This is a genomic window from Brevibacillus sp. MCWH, assembly GCF_013096935.1.
Classification (GTDB): Bacteria; Bacillota; Bacilli; order Brevibacillales; family Brevibacillaceae; genus Brevibacillus; species Brevibacillus aydinogluensis.
This window is the reverse complement of sequence record NZ_SDLF01000014.1, coordinates 1-26475: the sequence shown is the minus strand read 5'-3', so window position 1 is coordinate 26475 and position 26475 is coordinate 1. Positions and strand designations below refer to the sequence as shown.

Sequence of the window (26475 nt, the reverse complement as noted above, 5' to 3'; positions counted from 1 at the left end):
GGTGCAGGCCCCCCTCCCCGCTCTCACCCCGACGCTCACGTTGGCTGCATCCAGACAGCAAGAGGCGGTTCCTCCCATAGAGGCCGCCTCTGTTGACTCACATGCCCTGAATGTGAAAAAACGCGTAGCGGATATTTGGAGTGTAGGCCGTCGAATCCCGATAGTTCCAGTAGCGCATACGGCTGTTGGTCGTATGGGCGTTGACCAATGGCATGTGGTTGGCGTCCTTAGCCACGACGATCGTGGTGTGCTGGAACCGTCCGTCTCCGTCAAAGTCGTAACAGATCACATCTCCTGGCACCAGCTGCTCCGGCGACCGCTTCTGCACGGCACGCATCGGCGGGCCGCCCGATTTCAGCAGCAGGTACAAGCTGTGCGCCACCGCCCAACTGTAGCTCCAACTGGCCGATTTTCCCGGCCGCATCCACCAGCCGCGCCCTTTTTCCCGGGAAAACAGCATCGGGATGCCGCCCGCATAGAGACATTGCGAGATGAAATTGGTGCAGTCGTCGGTAAAATGGGGGAATGCTGGATTGGCTGAGTTCCAGTACTGCTCGGCATAGGCGACCGCCTGATCCGCTCGGTACCCCTTTGACCCGTGAACGAGTGATGGCAGCGGCTCCCCTTCCTCAGTCTCGTTCATCTCCAGCCATGCATCCGAATCGTTCAATACGGCCGTGTTCATCTCCCCGTCCGGGCTCGGCTCGATCCAATCCAGCTTCCATCCCGTTCCCTGCCTGATGACGGCCATCCGCTGCTGCCGGCGCGTCTCTTTCACAAGATCGGTGCCGTGCAGCCGGTACAGCTGCCGGACGTGCCAGGCAAATTCCACTTGTACGCGCCCGTTGGACTCCAGCCAATACAGCGGCACCACGTCGCCCTGGACAGCAGTGATTTCCGCTCCCCTGTCCAGATACTGTTCCTGTTCCCGCATCCACAGCTCCCGCTGCCGCGCCCCCGCATCGGGAACAGCCCCCAACGGCTGCAGGCGCTCCCATCGGCCGTCCACCCAGCATTGTTGTACCGCATTACAGTAGTTCTGCAGGAAGTTCAGCCAATCTTCCATCCGCCTCCTCCTTTCCCCGTTGGCCCGCGCCTGTTCGCTCACGTCAGGGTTCATGCTCCGGCGCCGGCCTCTCCCTGATGCTTATGACAGTTCGGGCCCGTTCAGAAGGACTGGGAGCATGAAAAAAGCTGCCCGGATTACCGGACAGCTCAGACTGAAGACAAACGGTTCATTGAGTTAGCGTCCACAAAAAATGATTTCCAGGCCGAAAGGCCTGCCCATTCATCAACCGAAGCGGAAGACAATGTGCATCGCATGGCGGGATGGGCCAAGCGAGCTCCTTTGACGACCGACTCAGCGGAAAAACGAAGACGCGGGAATCAACAGGGGACACAAGTCTCACTTCATCGAAACACCCAGATGTTTGTCCCCTGCCCGCGTCTCGTTTTGGAGCGAACTTCATCCGCTTCTGTGCTGGGCGGGCGTCAAGCTAGCGGGCCCGATCCCCATGCGCCGCGAACTTTGTCTACACGCTGAGCTGCCCGGTTTACCGGACAGCTTTTGGTGAATCGGCATGGAGAGACGCTGCATGTGCGCCTTCCAACGCCAGCAGGTGTGCCTTGATGGAGAGCCCGCCTCCGTATCCGACGAGCGCTCCGTTGGAACCGATGACGCGATGGCAGGGAACGACGATGGGGATGGGATTGCGGTTGTTCGCCCCGCCGATGGCCCGGACTGCTTTTGCTGCACCGATGGACAGCGCGATCTCCTTGTAGGAACGCGTCTCGCCATAGGGAATGCGGGTCAGTTCGGTCCAGACCGCTTTTTGAAACGGCGTGCCGTACATATCCAGCGGGATGTCAAACGTCTTCCGCGTACCGGCAAAATACTCCTCCAACTGCTCGCGGACAGACTGGTTTCCCTGGTCGTCCCGGCTGATGGGGACGCCCATGAAGGTCTTGCGGCACCAGCGCTGCAAGCTGGACAGAGCCTGCTCCCCGTCGCCAAATTCAATGAAGCACAGTCCGTTTTTCGTAGAAGCAATCAAAAGCGGTCCAATCGGCGAGTCCATGGTGGTGTATCCCAATACTTGTGCCATCCATCGTTCCTCCCTACCCGTTTTTTATGTGAATGGTTCTACGCGTGTGCCCCCTTGCCGCTCCTCACGTCGTGCGATTTGGCTGCTCCGGATGCACCGTGCTGGCGCAATAGGGCAAATCCTTTCTCCACTTCGGCCAGCACCTCCGGCGATGACTCCCGCTCCCGGGCCGCCGCAAGCGCCGCTTCCGCCTCTTCGCCACCGATCTTGCCCAACGCCCAGGCGGCCGTTCCCCGAATGACGGGGCGGGGATCCTCTTCGAGCAGCCGGATCAAGTCGGGAACAGCGGAGCGGTCGTGAAAATGGGCCAGTGCCAGAATGGCGTTTCGCTGAATCGGCTTTTTTCCGCGCCATGCCGCAGAGGAAGCGCCGAACGTCTGCTTGAATTCCTTGTTGCTCATGTGAAGCAGCGGACGCAAGAGCGGCTTGGCCACTTCCGGATCGGGCCGGAATTCCGCGTGATGGGCGAAGTGCTTGCCGCGATTTTTGGGGCAAACCATCTGACAAGTGTCGCAGCCGTACAGCCGGTTGCCGATCTTCGCCCTGTACTGGTCGGGAATGAAATCTTTTACCTGTGTTAAAAAAGCTACGCACTTCTGGGCGTTGAGCTGCCCTCCCTGGACCAGCGCCCCTGTCGGGCAGGCTTCCACACACAAATTGCAATCGCCGCACCCTTCCTCCACCGGCTCGTCCGGCGGCAGCGGCAGGTTGGTGATCAGTTCACCCAGGTAGACCCATGAGCCAAACTCCGGGGTAATTAGCGCGCAGTTTTTGCCTACCCATCCCAAGCCGGCCCGCTCCGCTACGGCACGGTCGGACAAGGCACCCGTATCCACCATCGATTCCACCCGGGCGCCGGGCTCCAGTTCACAGATATATCCGGCCAGCTTGTCCAATTTCTCGCGCAGGACGTGATGGTAGTCCGTTCCCCACGCCGCTCGGCAGAGGATGCCGCGATACGCGCCCGGTTCCGATTTGGGCGGGTTATCCATCTTGGAAGGATAGGCCAGCGCGATGGCAATCAGCGACCGCGCCCCATCCAGACTGAGGCCAGGATCGGTCCGCTTGTCCAGATCTGGCTCCTCAAACCCGGATTCGTAGCCTTTTTCCCGATGCTCCAGCAAACGCTCTTTCAGGGTCAAAAACGGATCGGCACTGGCAAACCCGATCTTGTCTATTCCTAACTCGCGGGCATAGGCAATAATCGCCTGCTTCGTCTGTTCCCAGTACTGCCGGTCACTCACAGCTGTTTGATCGCCCCCGTCGCCAGTTCGTCACAGCGGTTGTTCCACACGTTGTCCGCGTGACCTTTTACTTTCACGTACTGAACCTGGTGTATTTCCATCAAACGAAGCAGTTCCTTCCACAGGTCCTGGTTTTCCACCGGCTGGTTCTTGCTGTTCTTCCAACCGTTGCGCTGCCAGCCCTTGTACCATCCCTGCTGAAAGCAGTTAACCAGGTAGGCGCTGTCGCTGTACAAGGTGACCTTGCACGGCTCCTTCAGCGCGGACAGTGCCTCGATCGCCGCCTTGAGCTCCATCCGGTTGTTGGTCGTATTGGCTTCCGCACCGGACATTTCCTTTTTGTGCTCGCCGTATATCAGCACGGCACCCCAGCCGCCCGGTCCCGGATTGCCGGAGCAGGCACCGTCGGTATAAATGGTTACTTCACGCATTGTCGGGGAATCCCTCCTGTTCACTATTTATTGTACCGAAGGACAGCCGCTTCCACAAAATTTTTTGCTGCCGGGCCCGCAAGAATATGCCCCGCAGTACGGCTGTAAAAAACAAAAAGCATCCGCTATTGACGCAAAAAACCGCTTTGATATACTTCCATCGCCGTTTTTGTTATACTACCAAAAAACAGTTGAGAGACAAGGAGTGACACCGATGAAGGTACGCTTGGACTCCACAGTGGTTGAACGCCTGCCGCGTCTTTCGCTGGGCGTCATTCACTACGCCGGCGTGACCGTAAGCCCCTCTCCCAAAAAGCTGCAGGGGCGCATCAATCTGTTCGTGGAATCGCTGCGTTTGGAACGGGATCTCGCCAAACTGACCGAGATCGAAGGCGTGCGTGAATGGCGAGCCTGCTTCAAGCGACTGGGGATCGATCCCTCCCGTTACCGTCCTTCCTCGGAAGCCCTGATTCGCCGCTTGCTGCAGGGTCATCCGTTTTTCTGGATCAACGGCGCGGTCGACGTCAACAACTTCTTCTCCGTACTGCACGCCCTGCCGTACGGCATTTACGACGAAGATCACCTGCACTTTCCGGTGGTCTGCCGTCTGGGACAAGCCTCCGACGCTTACCAGGGGCTGAACGGCCGTGACATGCAGATGGAGGGAAAACTGCTGCTCGCAGATGAGCAGGGCGCATTCGGCAGTCCGATCGTCGACTCGGTGCGCACGTCCGTCACGGACAACAGCCGCAATCTGATGCAGGTGATTTTTTTCCACGAGCACGTGTCGCCAAAACAGCGGGACGAAATACTCGGTGCGACGGCCCGCATGTTTACGGAAATCAACGGTGGCGAGGCTCAGCTCTCCTATCTCGTCACTGCGTAACCTCTCCTGGGACAACATGCCAAACAAAAAGACGGTCCGTCACGCAGAGCGGCCGTCTTTTTGCAATTCTGTCGCCGGCTCCGAATCCGCCGGCCGGGGAAATACCACGTGTTCCAACAGCAGACATACCACGACGCCGAGCAAAAGCCCGTTGCCAAACAGAAAGCTCACCAGCGGGGGAAGGTGCTGCCACGCCGAAGCCGGCACAAACATGACGCCGATCCCCACCAAGAGCGAACTGCCGCCGATCGTGATGGCCCGGTCATCCAATCGGATTGACGCCAGGTCTTTGATGCCAAATCCAAGCAACTGCGTATAGGCGATAAACATGCCGGCGTAGGCGACCGGCGTCGGCAAGGCGGCCAGGAACTGGGAGACAGCTGGCAGCATGCCAATCACCATCATCCCCGCCATCGCGGCCATGAACGGCAATCGGGCCGCCATCCCCGTCGTCTGGATCACGGCCGCCGCCAACGACAGCGGAATCATGCCGACAACCCCGGCCAATCCTGACAGGATGTGAGACACCCCGGTAAACACGCCGCCCCGATTGTACTGCTGGATGGTCGGTTCCGACTGGGTTGCCTTGCCCACGACGGACAAACTGGTGACCAAATTGGTCAGCAGGACGAACCCTGTGAGCAGACTGGTCAGGATGACCCCCCAATCCCACTTGGGCTCTCCCCAGAAAAACAGGGTGGGCAGCACCACCCACTCGTCACTGGGCCGGATCGGTTCCGTCCAGCCCACCACAGCGTACAGTCCCCATCCGATCGCCATCCCCAACAGCACGGCGTAGCTGGCCAAGCGCCTGCTGCGCAGAAAGACGAGCACCAGCGCGACGATCAAGACAGACACCAGGGCCATGCCGGGATGCACTTCCTGCGCGTGCCGGTAGCCGATCCCCAGCATGCCGGTCACAATGCTGCTGCACAAGGAAATCGCCAACAGCATCATGTAGGTACCGGACACGAGCGGCGTAAACCAGCGCTGGATTTTGCCGATCCAGCCCAGCATCCCCAACAGCAAAAACAAGCCGCCGGCCAGAATCAACCCCACCTGGAACGATTGGCCGATCAGCCGCGGCCCCATTCCCACACTGGCACCAATCTGTGCCAATATGACAAAGATGCCCCACCACAATCCAGCAGGTCCATCCATCATCGGATAGCGGTGACCCAGCCACGTCTGCAGGAAAGAGGCCAAGCCGATGAAAAACATGGTCTGCTGCATCAAGTGACTGATTTCGTCCGGCTGCAATCCGTACACGTCCCCGATCACCAACGGAATGGCGACACTGCTGGAAACCGTAACAATCAGCCATTGCATGGAGGCCAAAACGGTTGTGCCCACAGGCGGCCGTTCATGCAATCCGTAACGCATCCCCAACACCCTTTCGTTGTCAATCCGCCACTGGCATACTGACCTGCTCTGTGAAGGAAAACAGAAAGCACGCCGATTCCAGCGTGCAAAATCCGATCTCGCAAAAATAATCGTAGGAACACATCAGTCGATCATGCCTTGCCTGTGACTTTTTCATCTTACCACAAGCCCGATTCATTTGGTAATCCCAACCGGTTCAGTACAAATGTGAATACACGAGGAAACTGTACGATGCTTCGTTGTGAAACGGAGCACTCTCCTCATTTGCGGGAAGCTTGTTTGCCTGCAGAAAAATAGTCCCGCGTCGCTTGGCGAACAGGTTCAGGCAAAACATGAGCAAGCTCCTGATGCAACCACGCCAACGTCTTGCCGCGTAAATACTCGCGCATCTTCTCTTCCGCTTCGAGCATCGCGAAGCCGACGCAGCGGCGGTAGCTTTTGCAAGCGAGCACTGAGTGCACAAAAACGGCGAGTCATCACGGATGTGATGGCCGCCGTTTTTGATCGTCCATCTGTTTCAGCAGTTCGGCAGGCGCAAGGCGGTAACCAGGCTGCCTTTTGTCGCACCACCTTTCCCGGGAGGAATGCAAATCAGGCAATCGGAATCTTTAATCGAGCTCATGACGCTGGATTTGTCCTGTCCAACCGGTTCTACATACACGTGACCGTCATCGGAAACGACAGTCCGGCCTCTCACATACCGCGTGTACGCATCGGTTTTCGCGTACGTCTCCGACAGTATGGCCGCAAATTCAGGCAATTGTGTTTCGCCGCACCCCTGCATTCCCAGCAGCACCGGCCGTACAAACAGATGAAAGCCGACAAAGCACGCTCCCGGATTTCCAGACAGGGCGATGCAGATTTTGCCGTCAAGAACGCCTGCAGTAGTCGGGCTTCCCGGCCTCATCGCCACTTTGTTGAATAACGTTTTCCCTTCCCACTGAAGAAACAGGTCGGCTAACACATCATAATCGCCCACGGATACGCCGCCCGTGCTGATCACGAGGTCTGCGGTGTTTACAGCTTCCGTCATCTTTATGCGGGCTTCCTCCACGTCATCGCCGATTTGCCCGAGCCATCGAGGCACGCCTCCCGCTTGTCTGACCAATCCCGCCAGCATGTGCGCATTGCTGTTGCGAATTTTTCCCGGTTGTACAGGCTTATCCACTCGCAGCAATTCCGCACCGGTAGAAAAGATGGCGACAACAGGGGAGCGGAACACCTGCACCTGGTGATACCCGTATTCCGCCAGGATTGCCATTTCGCCGGAACGAATGGTACGTCCGCGCGTTACTACCACCGCTCCTTCATGCAGCTCCGAACCGACTTCCGACACATTGGCGCCCGGCTGTATGGGTCTCGTTACAGAAAGATACGATTCCCCGTCGATCTCAAATTCTCGCGTCATTTCCAACCGGATTACCGCATCTGCCCCCTCTGACACCATCGCTCCGGTCATCGTCCTGGCAGCCGTTCCCGGCTCCAAGCGTTTTTGCGGAACAAAACCGCATGGAACGTTTTCGATCACCTTCAGACAAACGGGCTTTTCAGATGAGGCGTCCCGGATGTCGTCCGTGCGAACGGAAAATCCGTCCATGCCGGACCGGCGGAAATGCGGCAGCGGGTGTGCCGCAACGATGTCTTCCGCCAAATACCTGCCGTAAGCCTGTTCAAGGCAAACGAATTCTGTATCCAGAGGAGCAAGATACGGCTCGATCATCTTCTGCGCTTCCTTTACCTGAACGGCATGTCTGCGAAACCGGTCTTGCCGGTGTTTTTGCTCGATCTTCATCTTCTCCTCCATATCGTGTCATACCGCAGAACTGGACCGGCGGCTATCCATTCCGCCGCGTCCAGTCGGTTTCGCTATATATGCATGGACTTGTTGTCTTGAGCGGCGTGAGTCGTATCAGACACGAACGATTTTCCCGTCTTCAAACCGATGACAAACCAGGCCAGACCGACGATCCCCAAGGCGAATATCGTATCGCCCACGGCTCGGAACCACACCAGGTTTTGAATGACATTTTGCTGCAGAAATTCAGCCGAACGCGCGTACCACATACCGTGTTCCATGCTGGCCAGCGTTTGCAGGATGCCCACCGGCAGCAGGCTCGTTACGCCCATGAGGAGCAGTCCGATGTTTAGCGACCAGAACGAAAAGCGGAGCAATTTGGTCTTCCATGGTCTTTGTCCGGTCAACCCGCGCAGGCAAAACAGCATCAGCCCGATGCCGAGCATCCCGTACACCCCGAAAAACGCCGAATGGCCGTGCAGCGGTGTCGTATTCAGCCCCTGCATGTAGTACAGGGCGATCGGCGGATTGATCAGGAAGCCGAAGATGCCGGCGCCCAGCAGGTTCCAGAACGAAACGGCGACAAAAAAGGCAATTGGCCATTTGTACCGCTCCACCCACGGCTTCGCTCTCCCGTGCTTCACATTTTCATACGCTTCAAAGCCGATCAGCAGCAGTGGAACGACTTCCAGAGCGCTGAACACTGCGCCAAACGCCAATACCCCTACCGGTGTGCCGGAAAAATACAGATGGTGGAACGTGCCGATAATTCCCCCAAAGAGAAAGATGATCGTCGAGAAGAGAACAGATGCAGTCGTTGTTGCCGCTCGAACCAATCCCATCCGCAAGAAGAGGAAGGCAATGACGACCGCGGCGAACACCTCGAAAAAGCCTTCCACCCAAAGGTGGACGATCCACCAGCGCCAGTACGTCGATATCGACAGATGCGTGTGTTGTCCCCACATCAAACCGGGAATGTAAAACACCGGAATGGCGACCGACGCAAGCAGAAACAAGGTCAGCAAATGGCGGTTTTCACTCTTTTTCTTCAGCGCCGGCCAAATCGAGCGCGCCATTAGATAAAACCACAGGAACAACCCGACCGTCAGGAAAATTTGCCATGCCCTTCCCAGATCGACATATTCGTAGCCCTGGTGCCCGAAGTAAAAATTGTGGGTCAGATTGCTGATATATCCTTTGACGGCCGCCCATTCCCCGGCCATGGAGCCAACGACAATCACCAACAAACAGAAGAACAAAAAGTTGACGCCGAGACGCTGGTATTTCGGTTCGTATCCGGACATCGCCGGTCCGATGTACAGACCGGTCGCAAGCCACGCCGTCGCAATCCAGAAGACTGCCAGCTGCTGGTGCCATGTCCGCGTGACGGAGTAAGGCAGCCAATCGGCGAGGGGAATGCCGTACAAGCCGTCGCCTTCCACCGCGTAATGCGCAGTAATGATGCCCAATCCCACCTGCACGACGATCAGTGCGGTCACGACCCCGAAATATTTGTACGTCGCTTTCATGGACGGTGTCGGCTGAATCGCGATGAGCGGGTCTTTTTCGGGAGCCGTCGCTTCTGAATGCCCTTCTTTTCCTCGCAATACCGCAAAATACCAGGCCAATGCGCCCACGCCGGCGATCAGCAAAATCACGCTCACGATCGACCAAATCAGCGAAGAGCGCGTCGGCACATTGTCGATCAACGGCTCGCCCGGCCAGTTGTTCGTGTAGGTGATGTCCATCCCTTCGCGGTTGGTGGACGCAGACCAGGACGTCCAGAAGAAGAACGCCGACAGTTTCGCGCGGTCTTCAGCGCTGGCGACCGTATTGGCGGGTATGGCGATTTGCTTGCGGTATTTGGCCAACTCCGGGTCGTCGCCGAATACTTTGTCGTAATAAGCGCTTACCTCCCGGATCGCCTCCGCTCTCGTTTCGGAAACAACGATTTCATTTGTTTCGCGATGATAGGTATTTGTCCGTATTTCCTGTTTCAACAATGTTTTCAATTCCGCCTGCTGCACATCGGAGAGCTTGCTGTAATCCGTTTGGTACCTGTCGTTCGCCCATTTGTCGAGAATCCACGTCAGTTCGCGATGCAGCCAGTCCGCCGTCCAGTCCGGAGCCACATAAGACCCGTGTCCCCATATGCTGCCGACCTCCTGGCCGCCCATGCGCTGCCATATGTTTTGCCCTTCGCGGATATCGTCTCCGGTGAATACGACTTTTCCGGTATTCGTCACGACACGGTCCGGAACAGGCGGCATCTCCTGATAAATTTCCCCGCCGTAATACAGAAGGACCGCAAAAGACGCGGCAAACACGAGCGCAAGTACAATCCACAGTTTTTTATATTGCATGTTCATTCACCTCCATCACACGTGTCTTGCTCACAGGCATCCCACTCTTTTGGCACGTAGGCGCAATACGGGTCGCTGGCCAAATAATCCCCGGTGACTGCATAGGCCCGGGCCCTCGAACCGCCGCAAACTTGTTTAAACTCGCAAACGCCGCATTTCCCTTTTAACAGCGACTTGTCGCGCAATTGCTTCATGATCGGTGAATGCCGGTAAATATCGGCGAGCGGACGTTCCCTGACATTACCGCATACCACCGGAAGAAATCCGCTCGGATACACCTCTCCGATATGGCTGATAAACACAAAGCCGTCGCCGTCATTCACGCCTTTCGGGGCGCGGCCGAGCACATCTTTCCGTTTTGTCCCGGCCTCGGCCGCAACCATGCCGAGACGGCCGGTTTCCTGCAATAACACCCTCCGGTAATGGGGTGCTTCCGTCGTTTTCACCCCGTACGGCATCCTTTGTTGAACGTGCACGAGCCATTTCATCACCTCTTCGTGTTGTTCCGGCGTGATCATGTCTTGTATCATCCCGCGCCCCGTCGGCACGAGGAAAAAGACGCTCCACAGCACGGCGTCCATGTCCCTGACTTTTTCTGCAATGGCCTCAAGATCGTGCAGGTTATACGTTGACACGGTGGTGTTCACCTGAATCGGAATGTTCAGTTCCTTTAAATAGTGAATGCCCCTCATAGTGCGTTCGTAGGAACCCTTTGTTCCGCGAAAGTGATCGTGAATGTCCGCACACGAGCCGTCCAGGCTGAAAGCCCAACGCGACAATCCCACTTCCTTTGCTTTCCGTATCGCCTCCCGCGTCACTTTTGGCGTAGCGCTCGGCGTCATCGAAACGGACAGCTTCTTTTCCTGGATGGCGTATCGGGCGAGATCGAACAGATCGGGACGCATTAACGGATCACCGCCCGTAAACACAACGAGCGGACTGTCCATCTCGGCAATGTCGTCGATCAACTTGATCCCTTCCTCGAAGGTAAGCTGCCGCGGATCCGCCTTATACTGTGCTTCCGCCCTGCAGTGCAGGCATTTCAACGCGCAGGCGCGGGTCACTTCCCAGATGACGATAAACGGATTCTCGTGATAATCCCTTTCTTTCCCTGGAGGCAACATACACTCCCTCCTCTTCCCAAAATACGCCGGCGACAGTTTTATCCTAAGGCAAAATAAAACGCCGAAACGTGAGGCCCATCACATCTCCCGAACTGTTCAACACTTTTTCACAGTTTGCAACAAACGGCTTGAATCCGGCCTGGTGACGAAATATCCGGCGGCAAACGTTCATGATTCTGTAGAATTCTGCAGGGTGCCTTTAGGTCGGGACATCCCCATTTCAGGTAAAATATAGGATAAGGCGGGTGCGGAATAAGGCGAGTGTTACTGCCCGAAATACAACGCTGATGGAGGAAAGAATGCGATGCAAAAGCAAGTGATGTCCCCGTGTCTCAGGCAGGTCCCCATGTTCCATGATCTGAGCGATCAAGAAATGGAACGGGTAGCAGAAATCGCGATATCCCGCTTTATTCCCAAAAAGTCCGTCATTTTTTCGGAAGGAAGCGAGAAGGAAGCCGTCTACTTTATCCAAGAAGGATTGGTAAAAACCTTTAAAACGGACGAAAACGGGCACGAGCAAATTGTCTCATTGTTAAAACCTGTGGACATGTTTCCGCACACCGGCTTTTTCAATCAGAATCCGTACCCGGCGACGGCGGAAGCGATCATTGATACGCATCTGGTGGCGATTCCCGTCCGTTTGTTCGAACGCTTGATGCTGAACACTCCATCGATTGCCGTCAAGATGATGCGCGTCATGGGGGATAAAATCGTGGAACTGCAAGAAAAGCTGCAATCGCTGTCCGGACAGCACGTCAAACATCGCGTGCTGTCATTCCTGCTGAAGCTCGCAGAACAGCATGGAGAAGTAAACGGAAACAGCATTACGATCAACCTGCCGATGACTCACCAGGAGATTGCCAGCTCGATCGGCACCACCCGGGAAAGCGTCAATCGGCTGCTGAATCAGTTCAGCAAGGAATCGCTGTTGAAGTTCGAGCGCAATCGCATCGTAATTATGGACCTGGAGGCGCTGAAGCGGCAAAAAGAGCTGAAGTAGCCTCCAGACGCTCCTGGCCGCCCAGGACCAGAAAAGCCCCGAAACGCGATGGTTTCGGGGCTTCAGACTGAAGACGGGGTGAAAGGCCTGCACAGTGATCCACCGAACCGCGGGTCTATCCTGTGTTGCCGGTCGGTTCGCCTGCCTTGCCGATGTCGCTGAACATGCCCGCGTAGTATTTGACTTCGCCGGCGTCGTTTCGGATGGCCGAGATGGTCAGCCACTCCAGATAGATCTCTCCGTTTTTGCGCTTGTTCCAAATTTGCCCCTGCCAGTGTCCTTTCTCCCGCAAGGAGCGCCACAACGCCTCGTAGAAGCTTTTGTCCTGCTTGCCCGATTTCAGGATGCTCGGCTTCCGCCCGATCGCTTCCTCCGCGCTGTAGCCGGTTACAGCCGTAAACGCCGGATTGACGGAACGAATGATGCCGTCAGTATCGGTCACCACAATCGCTTCCACTGTGTTCTCCAGAATGTTGGCCGCCAGGTGCAGCTTTTCCTGATAAAACAGCCAGATCACCAGAATCAGACTGGCCAGCGCCACCTGCGAAAGCGCCATAAACCCGATGGCATAATGCCCCGTCATGCTGTACAGCGTCGTCAAGATCAGCGGCGGGAAAAAGCCTCCCAGCCCGCCCATCGCCGAGATCATCCCGTTGGCGATCCCGGCCTGCTTGGTGAAATAGAGCGGCACCAGCTTGAAAATCGTGCCGTTGCCAATGCCCGCGCACAACGCCACGGTCAGGCAGCCGACCGTATACAAATGCATCGACGGCGAGAACGACAGCAGCACGGCGGCCACCGTCATCCCGGCAAAGACGAGCATGAGAATTTTGAACGGATTGAACCGGTCACCAAGCCAGCCCCCTACCGGCCTCATCGCCGTCGCCAGCACGATAAATCCGGCTGTCCTCATCCCCGCATCGACTTTGGTCAATTGAAAATGGCTCACCAAAAAGTTGGGCAAATACACGGTAAAAGCGACAAACGAACCGAACGTTAAGAAATAGAACAGGCAGAGCAGCCACAGCTTCTCATTGCGCGAGACATCCTTGATCTGCTGGCCAAGCGGCGTCTTGACCGGCGTCTCCTGCCGGTCGCCAAGCACGAAGTTGAGGCCAGCCATTGCCAGCAGCAGAATACCGTAGCTCATCACCGTGTTGGACCAGCCAATATAGCTGGCGACGACCGGTGCGCCAAACGACGAGATCGCCGTTCCCAGATTGCCGATGCCGTAGATGCCGTTGACGAAGCCGTGCCGTTCCTTGGGAAAGTATTTGGGCAGCGAGGTGACACCAACCGAGAACACCGCGCCGCCGATCCCGAGCAGGATGCCGCCAATGACGAGGTCGGCAAACGAATCAGCCCGGCTGATCCAGTACACGGGGGCGAGCAGCAGCACGAAGCTGATCATGAACAGCTTGCGGGCCCCATAACGGTTCGTCCAGTACCCGACGGGAATGCGCAGGACTGACCCGAACAAGACCGGTATAGCCGTCACCCAGGCCAGCTGGGCGCTGGTCAATGCGATTTCTTCCTTAATGAAAGGCATCAGTGACGACAAAATCACCCACACCATGAAACCAACGACGAGGCTGATCGTCTGCAGCGGCAGTTGATAAGCTCCCTTGCTCCCCATCTTTCCATGGCCTCCTTCCTGTTCTACCGGTCATAAAGCGCGGCTTCGGCCCCCGCTTCACCTCTGCGCCGATACAGCACGTAGCTGCGCCGCAAATACCCGAGCGGCAAGCTGAACACATGTACAAGGCGCGTGAACGGCATGACGAGATAGAGCACAAACGTGGTCAAAATATGAATCTTGAAGCCAAGCGGCACCGTCCGCATCAGTTCGGGGTCCGGCTGGAAGACGAACAAGCCGCGCAGCCATGGATTGATCGTCGTCCGGTAATCAAAGCCGGAGTGGCTTACCGCATTTGCCGCCGTTGCCGCGAGGCCGCTGAGAATGACGATCGCCAGCACCACGAGCGCGATCTTGTCGCCGGCGCTGCTCGTCAGCCGGATGCGGGCGACGGCGAACCGGCGGTACAGCAGGATCAGCACGCCGATGAACGTAATGATGCCCGCCGGCAAGCCGCCGACGATCGCAACCAGGTGATACGCCTCGTCGCTGATCCCCAAAGAGCGGTACACGGAGACGGGAACGAGCAATCCGGCGATGTGGCCGCAGAACACGGCGATGAGGCCATAATGGAAAAACAGGCTGCCCCATCGCAGAATCCGCTTCTCCAGCACCTCGCTGGACTTGGATGTCCAGCCGAACGGATCCGTCACATAACGCCAGATGATCGCCGTGATAAAGATCGCCGCAATGATATAGGGCAAGACACCCCATACGAACAGCTCCATCTTGCTCAATTGTCTCCCCTCCCTGTCAGCGTCGGTTCCGCTGCAAGCTCCGCAGGCGCCTCGGGGACAATCTGCAGCAGCAGCTCAAACAGTCCTGTATACGGACTCCCCGCTTCTGCCAGCGAAAGCCGGATCGAGTGCAGCGCAGGCCGGCTCCAGGCCAGCACCTCCTGCGCCGCCGACCAGGATGCCGATGCCGCAAACTCCAGTACAAGCGGCAAGTAATCAGCCAGCTCGCCGTCCTCCAGGATGAAGCCGGCTTCGGCGTAGCGGCGCTTCCATGCCAGCAGCGCCGCGCCCCGCTCCCGTTCCTCTCCGTGCTGCTCATACGTCAGATACAAATTCGTCGTTCTGCCGAAATCAAAGGTGCGCACATATTGCTCCTGCCATGCGATCTCGCCTGCCGATTCGGCTGCATTCAGGAATGCTTCGATGTGTATGGCCGCCTCCGCGTCGGCAGCCGCGATCTCTGCCGCCATCTCGCGGGCCGCAGGCAGATGCTGCCGCCACTCGCTGCTCGGATACTCCAGCAGCCGCGACAGCAGGCCGCACACGCGCTGTGATGTTCCGATATCCATACGAGCCGTCTCCTCTCCAATCAAATCAAAATACGCCGCACGAGCCGGGACCGCCAGCAAAACTCAGTCCGCATCCGCCCTGCTCATGGAACAGATCGGCCACCTGTTCGCGATGCGCCGGCGGGATGACAAAACGGTCATCGTACTTGGCGATTGCCAGCAGACGATACATATCCTCGACGGTCTGCTCATCCATCCCGATTTCGCTCAGCAGTGCCGGATCAGTCGCTCTCTGGGTCTGCTGGTTCCGCATATACATGCGCATCACCGCCATCTTGCGCAAAACGTTTCGAATCACCTCGACGTCACCTGCAGTGAGCAGGTTGGCCAAATATTCAAGCGGAATCCGCATCCCGTCGATCGCCGGAAAAATATCGTATGGATCGCGTTCGCTTCCTATCCCTTCGATTCGGTTCATGATCGGGCTGAGCGGCGGCACGTACCACACCATCGGCAGCGTCCGGTATTCCGGGTGCAGCGGCAGTGCGATGCCCCAGTCCATGACCATTTTATAGATCGGCGATCTTTGCGCCGCCAAAATCCAATCTTCCGGGATGCCTGCCCTCCGCGCTTCCCTGATCACATCCGGGTCGTGCGGATCGAGGAAAATGCCCAACTGGGATTTGTAGAGATTTTTTTCATCCGCCACCGACGCGGCTTCCTTCACTTTGTCCGCGTCGTAGAACATCAAGCCGAGATAGCGGATGCGGCCGACGCAGGTTTCCGAGCAGATCGTAGGCATCCCGGCCTCAATCCGCGGGAAGCACAGCGTGCATTTTTCCGCCTTGTTCGTCTGCCAGTTGAAGTACACCTTTTTGTACGGGCAGCTCGATACGCAGAACCGCCACGCTCTGCAGGCATTCTGGTCGACGAGAACGATGCCGTCCTCCTCCCGCTTGTACATCGCCCCGGACGGGCAGGACGAGACGCAGGCCGGATTGATGCAGTGCTCGCAGATTCGCGGCAGGTACATCATGAACACCTGCTCGAACTCCATGAGGATCGATTCCTCGATCCCCCGCAGATTGGGGTCCTCTCGTCCTGTCTCATTCACTCCGGCCAGGTCATCCTCCCAGTTTGGTCCCCATGTCAAATCCATATATTTCCCGGTCACTTTCGATTTCGCCCTGGCCACCGGTTGATGCTTTTGTTCGGGACTGGCGGTCAATTTTTCGTAATCATAGGTCCACGGCTCGAAATAGTCGTCCAGGGTCGGCTGGTCGGGGTTGTGAAAAATGTTCAGCAGTCGCGCTGCCCGTGTTCCCGATTTCAGTTCCAGCTTGCCGTTCTTCAATTCCCATCCGCCGTTGTACCGTTCCTGATCTTCCCACTGTTTGGGATATCCGATGCCCGGCTTCGTCTCCACGTTGTTCCAGTACATGTATTCCGCCCCGGAGCGGTTTGTCCACGTGTTTTTGCACGTGACGCTGCACGTGTGGCAGCCGATGCATTTGTCCAGATTCATCACCATGCCGACCTGCGCTTTAATGTTCAAGCCAATCCACCTCCTGCAATTTCCGGATGATGACGTTCAAATCCCGTTGGTTGCCTGTTGGTCCGTAATAGTTGAACCCGTAACTGAGTTGGGCGTAACCGCCGATCATATGCGTCGGCTTGACATGGACGCGGGTCGGGCTGTTGTGCGTACCGCCGCGGGTCTCTGTAATCGGCGTTCCCGGAACGTGGATATGGCGGTCCTGAGCATGGTACATGAACGCCATCCCGCGTGGAATGCGATGTGTCACGACGGCGCGGGCCACGACGACGCCGTTGCGGTTGAAGCATTCGATCCAGTCGTTGTCGGCGATCTGCGTTTCGGCCGCATCCTCGTGGTTCAACCAGATCGTCGGCCCCCCGCGGAACAGCGTCAGCATCGGCAGCGCGTCGTAGTACATGCTGTGAACAGACCATTTGTTATGCGGCGTCAGGTAGTTCAGGACAATTTCCTTGCAGTCCTTGACCGGCCGCTTGCTGTTTGGATGAAACGGCGCATGTTTGAGGGTCGGCTTGAATGTCGCCAATGTCTCGCCGAATTCGCGCAGCATTTCATGGTCGATGTAAAACTGCTGTCTCCCGGTTAACGTTCGCCACGGAATAAGCCGCTCCACATTGGTGGTGAACGGCGAATAGCGGCGTCCGCCTTTTTCCGAACCGCTGAACGCGGGGGAGGTGATGACCGTTTTCGGCCTTGCGGTGATCTCCTCAAACGTGAAACATTCTTCCTCCCGTTCTTCCGCCAAATCTTTCAGGTGCAGCGCCGTTTTCTTCTCCAGCGCTTCCCATGCCTTGACCGCCATTTTTCCGTTTGAAGTCGAAGAAAGCGTGAGAATGGCCTCGGCCACATTCCGGTCCGTACTCAAATCGGGACATCCTGCCGCAACCCCGTTACCTCTCCGGACGCCAAGCACGCGCTTTAATCGGTCGTATTCGTCCGACGCGGACCAGACAATGCCTTTTATGCCAAACGGTTTGTTTTCTACCAGCGGGCCGAGGGAGATCATTTTTTCGTACACGGACGCATAATCCCGCTCGACGACGTGAACGTGCGGCATCGTTTTCCCCGGAACCGGCTCGCATTGTCCCTTGCTCCAATCACGCACGAGCCCGTACGGCTGCGCCAGTTCATCCGGCGAATCGTGCAGGAGCGGCGTGGTGACGATATCGTTTTGCGGCCCGTCGAACTGCCGGGCGGCCATCGTCGAAAAAGCGCGCGCCAGTTCCTTGAACGTCTCCCAGTCCGAACGCGATTCCCATTGGGGGGACACGGCCGGATTGAACGGATGAATAAACGGATGCATGTCGGTGCTGCTCAAATCGCTCTTCTCATACCAGGTCGCGGCAGGCAGCACGATGTCCGAATACAGCGCCGTGCCAGCCATCCGGAAATCAAGGTTGACGAGCAAATCCAGTTTGCCTTCCGGCGCATTCTCCTTCCACTCGATTTCCTGGGGACGCAGCCCGATGTTGTCCTCGTTCAGCAGCCCGTTTGAGGTGCCCAGCAAATGTTTGAGAAAATATTCGTGCCCTTTGCCGGAACTGGAAATCAGGTTGGCTCTCCATACAAACAGGACACGCGGAAAATTAGCCGGGTCATCCGGATTCTCGATGGAAAACTTCAAGGTTCGATTTTTCAGCTGTTCGGCGACATAAGCGGCGATCTCTTCCCTGGTGCGGGCACCCGCTCGCTCTGCATCCCGGTACAGTTCCAGCGAATTGCGGCTGAACTGCGGATAGGATGGCAGCCAACCAAGCCTTACTGCCAGCACGTTATAGTCGGCGCTGTGCTCGTATCTGGCTTTCCCCGCCAGCGGTGACACCAGACTCTCGATCTGAGTATCTTCATAGCGCCATTGGTCGGTCGCGAAGTAGAAAAAGGACGTCCCGTTTTGCAGACGCGGCGGCAAGGACCAGTCCCTGGCAAAGGCGATCGTCTGCCAGCCTTCCGCGGGGCGCAGCTTCTCCTGGCCGACATAGTGCGCCCAGCCACCGCCGTTGACGCCCTGACAGCCGGTCATCAGCACGAGGTTGATAATCGCCCGGTAGATGACGTCGGAATTGTACCAATGGTTAATCCCGGCGCCCAAAATAATCATCGACCGTCCCTTCGTCTCCACCGCGTTTTGCGCAAACTCGCGGGCGATTTGCACGACAGTATGGCGGTCCACGCCCGTAATTTTCTCCTGCCAGGCCGGCGTGAACGGTTGGTCGTCATCGTAGCTCTTCGGGCACGAGTCCCCCAGGTTCCGGTCGATCCCGTACTTGGCCAGCACGAGGTCGCAGACGGACGTCACGAACAGCGTTTTGCCGCCCTGTTCAATTCGCTTGACCGGTACGGCTCGCTCCATCACGTGCCGGCCGTCGTCGTCAAAATACGGGAGCTGAATCGTCAGCACTTCATCATGGACACCCAGCAGGGAAATGCGCGGGTCGATCGCGGTTCCGTTCGCGTCTTCCATGCGTAAATTCCATCGGCCCTCTTCGCCCCAGCGGAAACCGAGGCTGCCGTTGGGAACGGCGAAAGACCCGCTGTTGTCGTCGTACACCACCGTTTTCCATTGAACGTTGTTTCCCGCTGCTCCCAGGTCCTCCGCCAGCAGGAAACGGTCGGCCGTATACGCGCCGTTGTTTTCCGTAAGCAGCACCAGGTTGGGGAAATCCGTATATTGTTTGGCATACTGCAGAAAATAATCAGTCTGATTCTCGACATAAAATTCCTTCAGGATCACGTGCCCCATCGCCATGGCGAGCGCACCGTCCGTCCCGGGCTTGACCGACATCCACGTATCGGCCAATTTGACGAACTCCGCATAATCGGGACTGATGGAGACGACTTTCGTGCCGCGATAGCGGGCCTCAGCAAGAAAATGGGCGTCCGGCGTCCGGGTCATCGGCAGATTGGACCCCCATACGAGAATATAGCCGGAATTGAACCAATCGCTGCTTTCCGGAACATCCGTCTGATCTCCCCAAATTTGCGGCGATGCCGGCGGCAAATCGGCGTACCAGTCGTAGAAGCTGAGCAGCGGTGCACCTATGAGCGAAAGGAAGCGGGAGCCAGCCGCATAGCTGACCATGGACATCGCCGGAATCGGCGAAAACCCGATGATCCGATCCGGTCCGTACTTTTTGATCGTATGGATCATCGACGCCGAGATGATTTCCGTCACCTCATCCCAGGAGACGCGGACAAACCCGCCTTTTCCGCGGGCCGATTTATAGCGCTTCGCCTTCTTTGGATCTTCCACAATGCTGGCCCATGCCCGCACCGGGTCTTTCTCTTTGTTTTTCGCTTGTTTCCACAAGTCGAGGAGCGCGCCTCGTATGTAGGGGTACTTGACGCGCAGCGGGCTGTACAAATACCAGGAGAAGCTGGCTCCCCTCGGACATCCGCGCGGTTCAAAATCCGGCATGTCCGGACCGGTCGAGGGATAGTCCGTATGTTGCGTTTCCCACGTGACAATGCCGTCTTTGACGAATATTTGCCAGCTGCAGGAACCGGTGCAATTCACGCCATGGGTCGAACGTACGACCTTGTCGTGCTGCCACCGCCTGCGGTACATATCTTCCCAGTCCCGGTTCTCGGGGGACATTTCACTCCAGCCTTCGGAATATTGTTCCCGTTTGGAGAAGTATCTCAGTTTCTGAAACAATGGCGTTTTCTTGCCCATGATATACCTCCCTTGTTGTAGGTGCGGCGCTATGCTTTGTTCATCCCGTTGCTTCTCAATGTAGCATTCCATGTTCACTTTTCATGTAAAAAAAATCACAATATCACCGCGTTGGACGCCCGATAAACACCAGGTTTCAAAAAATCGACAAAAAGCGGACTCCTCCGTACGAAGAAGTCCGCTTTTTCCCCAGCTACGTTCATCCGCCGATTTGCGGCATACACCGGGCGGTTGGCGTATGCGCCGTCATTTTCATGCCTCATTTCTGCCCGTTGTTCCATTGATCAAGCATCTGGCTCATTTTTCTTTTCGCTTCGGCAACGACTGTTTCAATGTCCTGGCGGGACGGTTGATCCAGATGGATCCCCGCCAATACAGCGACGGTGCGGCCAAGTGTGCGGCATGCCGTCTCTGCCAGTTCGGCAGCGAGCGGTCCTTCCCGATGGCCGGGCAGAGCCAACACCTCAACTTGTACGTCCTGATCATTGGTGACGTATGCTGTTGCTGACGCCCCGATGTGGGCCGTCCCCCCGGTAACCAGGAAGACCACGTCCCTTCCCATCATGAACGGGCGAATCTCTACCGTCTCAAAATGAATTGATTTATCCATAAGGCTCGACGCCTCTTCTCTTTCAGTCCTGACCTGTCCTGCACTCATCATAATAACACCGCAGTTCCGCATCACGAATGATCTTGGTCACACGCTGAAAAAAGGTTGCAGATATGTGACCAAGATCACAATAGCGGCACCTCCCTTTTTTTATGATGAAAAACGTAAAGCAAACCAGCACGTACGGGGGAATACTGAGTTGGGTATTTTGGACGAAATTTCCTCATCATGTGGTCTTGCTATGTCCTTTCGTGTTATGCTGTTCACACCACATGCGGCTCCGTTTATATATGGTGAATCGGGATTATCGAAACAGGAGGGAACCACCGATGATAAAAGCGGATCTCGCAGGGAGCATTCGGAATACGTCCTGCTTTTCAGAGGGGAATTTTGCCAAACTGAAGGAAATCATGTGCGACAACCATTTTCCTGCGGGATCGCATTTATTTTGGGAAGGGGACCCGGCGGACAAACTGTACTTTCTCCATAAAGGAAGGGTGCGCATTACCAAAGCGACTGATGACGGCAAACACTTGGTCATTTACACGCATCAGGCAGGAGATCTCTTCGGCCAAGTGGACCCTTTTCGCGAATCTGTTCATTTTTTTGGCGCGGAAATTCTTGAGGATGCCGACGTCGGAATCATCCAGCAACAAGACTTGGAAGCGTTGCTGCTGCAGCATGGCGATCTGGCCGTAGAGTTCATGAAGTGGATCGGACTGATGAATCGGTTGACGCAATCCAAATTGCGCGATTTGATGTTGTTCGGCAAACTGGGAATTCTGTGTTCGCTGCTTATTCGTTTGGGGAATACATATGGAATCGAACAAGGCGGGCGCATCCTCATTTCCAAAAAGTTGACCAACTCGGAGTTGGCGGATATGATCGGCACAACACGGGAAAGCGTGAACCGCATCCTCGGGGATTTGAAAAAAGCGGGTGTCATTTCTTACGAAGATGGGCATATTGTCATCCAGGACTTGGATTACCTGCGTGATACGTGCCAGTGTGAAAACTGCCCGAAGGAAATTTGCCGGGTCTAAAGACATTGCCATTTTACAACACAATTCACGAAAGAAGGCTGACTGTTGACCATGCTGACTGTGTGCGAGTTGATTGCCGGATGAACGCAGCGAACCGATCAACTATAAGGTTAAAACGCATTTACGAACCGCCCTCTCCGGAAGACGGCGTACGCATTCTGGTCGACCGGCTCTGGCCGCGCGGCATTTCAAAAGAGCAGGCGTCCCTCGATGAATGGATGAAAGAAATCGCTCCGAGTCCCGAATTGCGCAAGTGGTTCTGTCATCAACCGGAGCGATTTGCGGAATTTACGCGAAGATACGAACTGGAATTGTCAGAAGATCCGACCCGGTGCAGACTCGTCGATCGGATATGGGAACTAGCGTCTGAAAAAAACGTCACGCTTGTTTATGCCGCAAAAGATCCCGTCCACAACCACGCCATTGTTCTGCAGCAATGGCTGAACCGCCGCTTACATTCGGATGGGTGATACCAACAGTGCTGAACCGGCTTCCTTATGGCTGCATGTGGAATGCACTCCCGGATGGCACTTGCCCTGCTTTGTCAAATGGAATCACGGCAAACCGCACGGCTGAGTTCTGCTTTTTCTTCCGCGTTCAACATGTTTTCCGCCATGGGAAACAGCACGTTTTCTTCTTTCATGAAATGATCGGTTAAGACGGCATGGGCCTGAAGTGCATAGGAAGCAATCTCTTTCGCCCGTCCGGCATCCGCCGTCCCCTCCAACTGTTCCACGGCCTCCAGGAATTTCTTCAAGTTTTGTTTGGCCAACTCGTGTTCATATTCCATCACGGCGATTGGCCCCATCTGTCTGCCAATATATTTTGCCATGAGGGGAAAGAGCGCACCTTCTTCCCGTTCCGAATGAGGGTCGAGTTCTCTCACAAAGGCTTCCACTTTTTGTTTCAGCGCTGCAAGCTGAGCGGTCCAGTCCGTTGTTTCCTGATCCGCGCCGATTTCAGCCGCCTCCCGGGCAAACGCATCCATTTGTTCCCGAAGCGGTCCGTGCTCGCGTTTCAGTTGGGCAAGCGGTTCGCACAGTGCTACCTGGGCTCGGCCTTCCGACATCATGTGGCCACAATGATGAGGCATTTGTTCCATACAAGATGCTCCTTTCGTTTTTTATGTGCACATTTGAAACGCTCAAAACCGTATCCATGCAGGATTTAGTCTGGTTGGCAACTGGTGCAGATATGCGGCACGATTCCGGCCCCCCACAACAGCCCTGCGCATAGGAAAGGCTCATTTTATGCCACATACACGACCAACACTGTACCGGCAATCAGCACGGAATAGGCAATCTCAAGTATGCCCGTCTGTTTGACGGATAGTTTCGTGTGCGGTGACCAGACGGCCCGAACAGCCAAAACGGCCAGCGGCACCAACAACCCGGGAGGGAACCATAACGCCCCTGCGACGAGTAGAGCAAGATGGTACATGACAGAGAATCTGTAATACATCGCATTGTGCTTTTCCCGAATCATCGTCTTTACGTAAAAAACCGTTCCCGTAAAATACAGGATGCTGAATCCGAACAGCTCAGCCGCAAGCCTCCAATCGGTTCCTCCCCCCGCCTGATACGCAACAAACACCATCAGGCTGAACTGTACGACAGCGGCCAGGTCGTTGAGAAGGGCCCTTTCCTGATTGCGCCTGGCGTAATAACAATTGACGAGAAACAACGGGATGAAAAACGGAACCAACCGCGCCAGTGCCGGGTCCAATACGAGCAGCAGGAAACCGATTGGAATCAGCAAACTGCCATATACCTGCATCGGTCTCCGGTAGATCGTGGTCTTTTTCGTCCGCAGCCACTGCAGAAAAGCGTACGAGAACAAGTAGGCGAGAAACCAGCCGAGAAAAAGCAGCACATGCAGCCAAACGGGCTTTGCCGCGAACATGCCGAATAAAAACGGAATAAGCAGCATCGCCCAGGCCCCATGTTGGTTGGGTATATATCCCTTTTTCATCCGATCCCCCTCCAGGTTCACTGGGCCTTGTCAAACGTTTTCCTCCATATCTGCAATCTTACCGTTTTACACGCGGAAATAACACATTGTTTTCCAGGTGTATGTGTTCGAACAAATCCGATTCCAGTTCTTCGAGCTTCTGAAATGTCAGGGTATACGTCCGGCATGCCCCTTCAGGCAGCCGATAATCTTGCGTGACCGCCCTCATTTCTTTTAACAGTGTGCCCACAGCGCTGTGGTCGGCTTCCAACTCCTCAATTGTATGTGCCGCCTTTGAGATGTCTGTTTCAGCGCCTGTTTGTTCAGCTTTACGAATCAGTGGAAAGACCATTTCCTCTTCCGTGATCAGGTGCTGCTCCAGCTCCATCTTCATTTGATGGAACAGTTTGTGAAGTTGGGCCAACTCCGGATGCAGCTGACCGTGCACCCGAAGAATTTTGGTAGTAAATTCACTGAGCAGCGGCAGTTCTTTGAGCAAATAGGCATGATGGGTTTGTACGATATGGTCGATCAAATCGGATAGGCTCGCCTCCCGCCAGTCTGTATCCTGCCCCCGTTTCTCCTGTGCCTGCTGAAACATTTGATTCAAACGTGCAAGAAACGCGCTCTTGTCAATCTGTTGCTGCTCCAGCACCGCGGATAACGTGCGGCTGCCGCCGCAACAAAAATCGATCTGATATTCCCTCAACAAATTGCTGGCGCCGGGAAAACCGGCTACAATGTCACCGATCGTTTCGGAACCGTTGAATGTCTGACCCATGTTCCGGCCTCCTCGTCTAATGTAATGGCGATGCTTCTGTCTAACAGTTTACCGCTGTCGGACATTCGGCAATGTGACGCGAATCACAAAAATCGCGCTTTGTACGGTTCCATTTCAGCTGCACGCAAAAAAGCTCTTAAGATACGGTTCGCATCTTAAGAGCTGTTTCGTTATGTAATGGTGCCGGTAGAGGGACTTGAACCCCCACGGTTTCCCTCACGATTTTGAGTCGCGCGCGTCTGCCAATTCCGCCATACCGGCACGTTTATGGAGGAGGCACCCGGATTCGAACCGGGGAATAAGGGTTTTGCAGACCCGTGCCTTACCACTTGGCTATGCCTCCATGTTCTGTTTTATTTATATTCGGCATGGGCTGACCATGTTCCGCCCAAAGCCTATCGAGGAGACAAATGGAGCGGACGACGGGTCTCGAACCCGCGACCTTCGCCTTGGCAAGGCGACGCTCTACCAATTGAGCTACGTCCGCATAAATGGCTGGGGCACTAGGATTCGAACCTAGGAATGACGGAGTCAAAGTCCGTTGCCTTACCGCTTGGCTATGCCCCAATATGAGATTAAAAATGGGGCGATCGATGGGAATCGAACCCACGAATGTCGGAGCCACAATCCGATGCGTTAGCCACTTCGCCACGACCGCCACGCAATGGCAGGGGCAGTAGGAATCGAACCCACACCAAAGGTTTTGGAGACCTTCGTTCTACCGTTAAACTATGCCCCTGTATATGGTGGCTCGGGACGGAATCGAACCGCCGACACGAGGATTTTCAGTCCTCTGCTCTACCAACTGAGCTACCGAGCCATCGCTTAACGAAAATGGCGGAGCTGACGGGACTCGAACCCGCGACCTCCGGTGTGACAGACCGGCGTGAACTCCAGCTTCACCACAGCTCCAGATTTGGTTGCGGGAGCAGGATTTGAACCTGCGACCTTCGGGTTATGAGCCCGACGAGCTACCAGACTGCTCCATCCCGCGACGATTACAATGTTACTGTAATGGTGGAGGCTGACGGGATCGAACCGCCGACCCTCTGCTTGTAAGGCAGATGCTCTCCCAGCTGAGCTAAGCCTCCACGTCACCTCGCAAAGCCGCTGTATGCTATTAAGCATATCACGTTTGCTTTGCAGGGTCCACTTCATTTAGATGGTGACCCGTAGGGGATTCGAACCCCTGAATGACAGCGTGAAAGGCTGCTGTGTTAAACCTCTTCACCAACGGGCCATGATGGCGGATGGAGTGGGATTTGAACCCACGAGACGAGTTATCCCCGCCTACACGATTTCCAATCGTGCTCCTTCGGCCTCTCGGACATCCATCCGGGATAATGGCTCCTCGGGAGGGACTCGAACCCCCGACCGATCGGTTAACAGCCGATTGCTCTACCGACTGAGCTACCGAGGAACGTTGAAGACTTCGCGCCTTCAAAACTGGATATGCATGGTGCAAAGGATCATTGGAGTGGATAAGTCCTCGACCGATTAGTATTCGTCAGCTCCACGCGTTGCCGCGCTTCCACACCGAACCTATCAACCTCATCGTCTTTGAGGGGTCTTACCAGCTTGACGCTGTGGGAAGTCTCATCTTGGAGGGGGCTTCACGCTTAGATGCTTTCAGCGCTTATCCCGTCCGCA

The 26475-nt window shown here is 55.9% G+C and carries 21 protein-coding genes, 13 tRNA genes, 1 rRNA gene and 1 pseudogene; 4 read left to right on the top strand and 32 right to left on the bottom strand.

The window, feature by feature from the left end; genetic code table 11:
• Positions 1-97 precede the first annotated feature (97 nt).
• The 4 genes from ETC00_RS13390 to rnhA all read right to left on the bottom strand — a co-directional run bounded on the left by ETC00_RS13390 (position 98) and on the right by rnhA (position 3780).
• Positions 98-1120 carry an amidase domain-containing protein gene (locus ETC00_RS13390; protein ID WP_253264300.1) on the bottom strand — a complete coding sequence of 341 codons (1023 nt, stop codon included), beginning with the start codon at positions 1118-1120 and terminating at the stop codon, positions 98-100.
• A 433-nt stretch (positions 1121-1553) separates the two neighbouring features.
• On the bottom strand, positions 1554-2105 hold the full coding sequence (locus ETC00_RS13385) for a methylated-DNA--[protein]-cysteine S-methyltransferase (protein WP_171566572.1): 552 nt from the start codon (positions 2103-2105) through the stop codon (positions 1554-1556).
• Between the two features lie 38 nt (positions 2106-2143).
• Positions 2144-3349, bottom strand: a complete 1206-nt coding sequence (queG, locus tag ETC00_RS13380; protein WP_171566571.1) for a tRNA epoxyqueuosine(34) reductase QueG — start codon at positions 3347-3349, stop codon at positions 2144-2146.
• Positions 3346-3780: a ribonuclease HI gene (rnhA, locus tag ETC00_RS13375; protein WP_171566570.1), complete on the bottom strand. Its 435-nt coding sequence runs from the start codon at positions 3778-3780 to the stop codon at positions 3346-3348. Before rnhA ends, queG begins: the two co-directional genes overlap by 4 nt.
• 214 nt (positions 3781-3994) lie before the next feature.
• Between rnhA and ETC00_RS13370 the strand changes: the two genes are divergently transcribed.
• Positions 3995-4666, top strand: a complete 672-nt coding sequence (locus ETC00_RS13370) for a B3/B4 domain-containing protein (RefSeq protein WP_171566569.1) — start codon at positions 3995-3997, stop codon at positions 4664-4666.
• Positions 4667-4705: 39 nt separating this feature from the next.
• Here ETC00_RS13370 and ETC00_RS13365 read toward each other — a convergent pair whose 3' ends face one another.
• The 5 genes and pseudogenes from ETC00_RS13365 to ETC00_RS13345 all read right to left on the bottom strand — a co-directional run bounded on the left by ETC00_RS13365 (position 4706) and on the right by ETC00_RS13345 (position 11331).
• Positions 4706-6049 (bottom strand): purine/pyrimidine permease, encoded by a 1344-nt coding sequence (locus tag ETC00_RS13365; protein ID WP_171566568.1) that lies wholly within the window; start codon positions 6047-6049, stop codon positions 4706-4708.
• 260 nt (positions 6050-6309) lie between these two features.
• A pseudogene (locus tag ETC00_RS20950) lies at positions 6310-6471 on the bottom strand (Rrf2 family transcriptional regulator); the annotation flags it as partial.
• Between the two features lie 95 nt (positions 6472-6566).
• Positions 6567-7841, bottom strand: a complete 1275-nt coding sequence (locus ETC00_RS13355) for a molybdopterin molybdotransferase MoeA (RefSeq protein ID WP_253264299.1) — start codon at positions 7839-7841, stop codon at positions 6567-6569.
• 74 nt (positions 7842-7915) lie between these two features.
• The gene (locus tag ETC00_RS13350; protein ID WP_171566566.1) at positions 7916-10207 is read right to left on the bottom strand and encodes a nitric-oxide reductase large subunit; all 2292 of its coding nucleotides are present in this window, start codon (positions 10205-10207) and stop codon (positions 7916-7918) included.
• A gap of 2 nt (positions 10208-10209) precedes the next feature.
• Complete coding sequence (locus ETC00_RS13345; protein ID WP_171566565.1) at positions 10210-11331, bottom strand: TIGR04053 family radical SAM/SPASM domain-containing protein; 1122 nt, start codon at positions 11329-11331, stop codon at positions 10210-10212.
• Positions 11332-11635: 304 nt separating this feature from the next.
• Here ETC00_RS13345 and ETC00_RS13340 point away from each other — a divergent pair, with 304 nt between their 5' ends.
• Complete coding sequence (locus ETC00_RS13340) at positions 11636-12331, top strand: Crp/Fnr family transcriptional regulator (RefSeq protein WP_171566564.1); 696 nt, start codon at positions 11636-11638, stop codon at positions 12329-12331.
• A gap of 115 nt (positions 12332-12446) precedes the next feature.
• Here ETC00_RS13340 and ETC00_RS13335 read toward each other — a convergent pair whose 3' ends face one another.
• The 6 genes from ETC00_RS13335 to lpdD form a co-directional block, all read right to left on the bottom strand.
• The gene (locus tag ETC00_RS13335; protein WP_171566563.1) at positions 12447-13967 is read right to left on the bottom strand and encodes a nitrate/nitrite transporter; all 1521 of its coding nucleotides are present in this window, start codon (positions 13965-13967) and stop codon (positions 12447-12449) included.
• Between the two features lie 23 nt (positions 13968-13990).
• Positions 13991-14695, bottom strand: a complete 705-nt coding sequence (gene narI, locus ETC00_RS13330; RefSeq protein WP_171566624.1) for a respiratory nitrate reductase subunit gamma — start codon at positions 14693-14695, stop codon at positions 13991-13993.
• A 5-nt stretch (positions 14696-14700) separates the two neighbouring features.
• Positions 14701-15273 (bottom strand): nitrate reductase molybdenum cofactor assembly chaperone, encoded by a 573-nt coding sequence (gene narJ, locus ETC00_RS13325; RefSeq protein ID WP_171566562.1) that lies wholly within the window; start codon positions 15271-15273, stop codon positions 14701-14703.
• Between the two features lie 25 nt (positions 15274-15298).
• Positions 15299-16768, bottom strand: a complete 1470-nt coding sequence (gene narH, locus ETC00_RS13320; protein WP_171566561.1) for a nitrate reductase subunit beta — start codon at positions 16766-16768, stop codon at positions 15299-15301.
• Positions 16758-20444 carry a nitrate reductase subunit alpha gene (locus ETC00_RS13315; RefSeq protein ID WP_171566623.1) on the bottom strand — a complete coding sequence of 1229 codons (3687 nt, stop codon included), beginning with the start codon at positions 20442-20444 and terminating at the stop codon, positions 16758-16760. Before ETC00_RS13315 ends, narH begins: the two co-directional genes overlap by 11 nt.
• Before the next feature lie 256 nt (positions 20445-20700).
• A complete protein-coding gene (gene lpdD / locus ETC00_RS13310; protein ID WP_171566560.1) occupies positions 20701-21051 on the bottom strand; it encodes a prenylated flavin chaperone LpdD in 351 nt (116 codons plus the stop codon).
• A gap of 329 nt (positions 21052-21380) precedes the next feature.
• Here lpdD and ETC00_RS13305 point away from each other — a divergent pair, with 329 nt between their 5' ends.
• A complete protein-coding gene (locus ETC00_RS13305) occupies positions 21381-22094 on the top strand; it encodes a Crp/Fnr family transcriptional regulator (RefSeq protein WP_171566559.1) in 714 nt (237 codons plus the stop codon).
• An 80-nt stretch (positions 22095-22174) separates the two neighbouring features.
• On the top strand, positions 22175-22564 hold the full coding sequence (locus ETC00_RS13300; RefSeq protein ID WP_171566558.1) for a DUF488 domain-containing protein: 390 nt from the start codon (positions 22175-22177) through the stop codon (positions 22562-22564).
• A 74-nt stretch (positions 22565-22638) separates the two neighbouring features.
• Here the strand turns inward: ETC00_RS13300 and ETC00_RS13295 are convergent, their stop codons facing one another.
• The 17 genes from ETC00_RS13295 to ETC00_RS13215 all read right to left on the bottom strand — a co-directional run.
• Positions 22639-23196 (bottom strand): hemerythrin domain-containing protein, encoded by a 558-nt coding sequence (locus ETC00_RS13295; protein WP_171566557.1) that lies wholly within the window; start codon positions 23194-23196, stop codon positions 22639-22641.
• A gap of 146 nt (positions 23197-23342) precedes the next feature.
• Positions 23343-24065, bottom strand: a complete 723-nt coding sequence (locus tag ETC00_RS13290) for a YwiC-like family protein (RefSeq protein ID WP_171566556.1) — start codon at positions 24063-24065, stop codon at positions 23343-23345.
• Positions 24066-24123: 58 nt separating this feature from the next.
• Entirely contained in the window at positions 24124-24825 is a 702-nt protein-coding gene (gene ric, locus ETC00_RS13285; RefSeq protein WP_171566555.1) for an iron-sulfur cluster repair di-iron protein, read from the bottom strand.
• A gap of 178 nt (positions 24826-25003) precedes the next feature.
• Positions 25004-25086: transfer RNA gene (locus ETC00_RS13280), tRNA-Leu, on the bottom strand.
• Between the two features lie 7 nt (positions 25087-25093).
• Positions 25094-25168, bottom strand: a tRNA-Cys gene (locus ETC00_RS13275).
• Positions 25169-25236: 68 nt separating this feature from the next.
• Positions 25237-25312 (bottom strand) — tRNA-Gly (locus tag ETC00_RS13270).
• 5 nt (positions 25313-25317) lie between these two features.
• Positions 25318-25392 (bottom strand) — tRNA-Gln (locus tag ETC00_RS13265).
• Positions 25393-25407: 15 nt separating this feature from the next.
• Positions 25408-25483, bottom strand: a tRNA-His gene (locus ETC00_RS13260).
• Between the two features lie 7 nt (positions 25484-25490).
• Positions 25491-25564 (bottom strand) — tRNA-Trp (locus tag ETC00_RS13255).
• Between the two features lie 5 nt (positions 25565-25569).
• Positions 25570-25645: transfer RNA gene (locus ETC00_RS13250), tRNA-Phe, on the bottom strand.
• Between the two features lie 15 nt (positions 25646-25660).
• Positions 25661-25737 (bottom strand) — tRNA-Asp (locus ETC00_RS13245).
• A gap of 5 nt (positions 25738-25742) precedes the next feature.
• A tRNA-Met gene (locus ETC00_RS13240) sits at positions 25743-25819 on the bottom strand.
• A gap of 21 nt (positions 25820-25840) precedes the next feature.
• A tRNA-Val gene (locus ETC00_RS13235) sits at positions 25841-25916 on the bottom strand.
• Between the two features lie 72 nt (positions 25917-25988).
• Positions 25989-26065 (bottom strand) — tRNA-Glu (locus tag ETC00_RS13230).
• A 4-nt stretch (positions 26066-26069) separates the two neighbouring features.
• Positions 26070-26162 (bottom strand) — tRNA-Ser (locus ETC00_RS13225).
• Positions 26163-26169: 7 nt separating this feature from the next.
• Positions 26170-26245 (bottom strand) — tRNA-Asn (locus ETC00_RS13220).
• Between the two features lie 57 nt (positions 26246-26302).
• Positions 26303-26475 (bottom strand): 23S ribosomal RNA (locus ETC00_RS13215); the annotation flags it as partial.

Excerpts from the sequence above, each read along its gene's own strand:
- ETC00_RS13390 (WP_253264300.1), bottom strand. The coding sequence starts at position 1,120 with ATGAACCCTGACGTGAGCGAACAGGCGCGGGCCAACGGGGAAAGGAGG.
- ETC00_RS13385 (WP_171566572.1), bottom strand. The coding sequence starts at position 2,105 with ATGGCACAAGTATTGGGATACACCACCATGGACTCGCCGATTGGACCG.
- rnhA (WP_171566570.1), bottom strand. The coding sequence starts at position 3,780 with ATGCGTGAAGTAACCATTTATACCGACGGTGCCTGCTCCGGCAATCCG.
- ETC00_RS13370 (WP_171566569.1), top strand. The coding sequence starts at position 3,995 with ATGAAGGTACGCTTGGACTCCACAGTGGTTGAACGCCTGCCGCGTCTT.
- ETC00_RS13365 (WP_171566568.1), bottom strand. The coding sequence starts at position 6,049 with ATGCGTTACGGATTGCATGAACGGCCGCCTGTGGGCACAACCGTTTTG.
- ETC00_RS13355 (WP_253264299.1), bottom strand. The coding sequence starts at position 7,841 with ATGAAGATCGAGCAAAAACACCGGCAAGACCGGTTTCGCAGACATGCC.
- ETC00_RS13350 (WP_171566566.1), bottom strand. The coding sequence starts at position 10,207 with ATGCAATATAAAAAACTGTGGATTGTACTTGCGCTCGTGTTTGCCGCG.
- ETC00_RS13345 (WP_171566565.1), bottom strand. The coding sequence starts at position 11,331 with ATGTTGCCTCCAGGGAAAGAAAGGGATTATCACGAGAATCCGTTTATC.
- ETC00_RS13340 (WP_171566564.1), top strand. The coding sequence starts at position 11,636 with ATGCAAAAGCAAGTGATGTCCCCGTGTCTCAGGCAGGTCCCCATGTTC.
- ETC00_RS13335 (WP_171566563.1), bottom strand. The coding sequence starts at position 13,967 with ATGGGGAGCAAGGGAGCTTATCAACTGCCGCTGCAGACGATCAGCCTC.
- narI (WP_171566624.1), bottom strand. The coding sequence starts at position 14,695 with ATGGAGCTGTTCGTATGGGGTGTCTTGCCCTATATCATTGCGGCGATC.
- narJ (WP_171566562.1), bottom strand. The coding sequence starts at position 15,273 with ATGGATATCGGAACATCACAGCGCGTGTGCGGCCTGCTGTCGCGGCTG.
- lpdD (WP_171566560.1), bottom strand. The coding sequence starts at position 21,051 with ATGGATAAATCAATTCATTTTGAGACGGTAGAGATTCGCCCGTTCATG.
- ETC00_RS13305 (WP_171566559.1), top strand. The coding sequence starts at position 21,381 with ATGATAAAAGCGGATCTCGCAGGGAGCATTCGGAATACGTCCTGCTTT.
- ETC00_RS13300 (WP_171566558.1), top strand. The coding sequence starts at position 22,175 with ATGAACGCAGCGAACCGATCAACTATAAGGTTAAAACGCATTTACGAA.
- ETC00_RS13295 (WP_171566557.1), bottom strand. The coding sequence starts at position 23,196 with ATGGAACAAATGCCTCATCATTGTGGCCACATGATGTCGGAAGGCCGA.
- ETC00_RS13290 (WP_171566556.1), bottom strand. The coding sequence starts at position 24,065 with ATGAAAAAGGGATATATACCCAACCAACATGGGGCCTGGGCGATGCTG.
- ric (WP_171566555.1), bottom strand. The coding sequence starts at position 24,825 with ATGGGTCAGACATTCAACGGTTCCGAAACGATCGGTGACATTGTAGCC.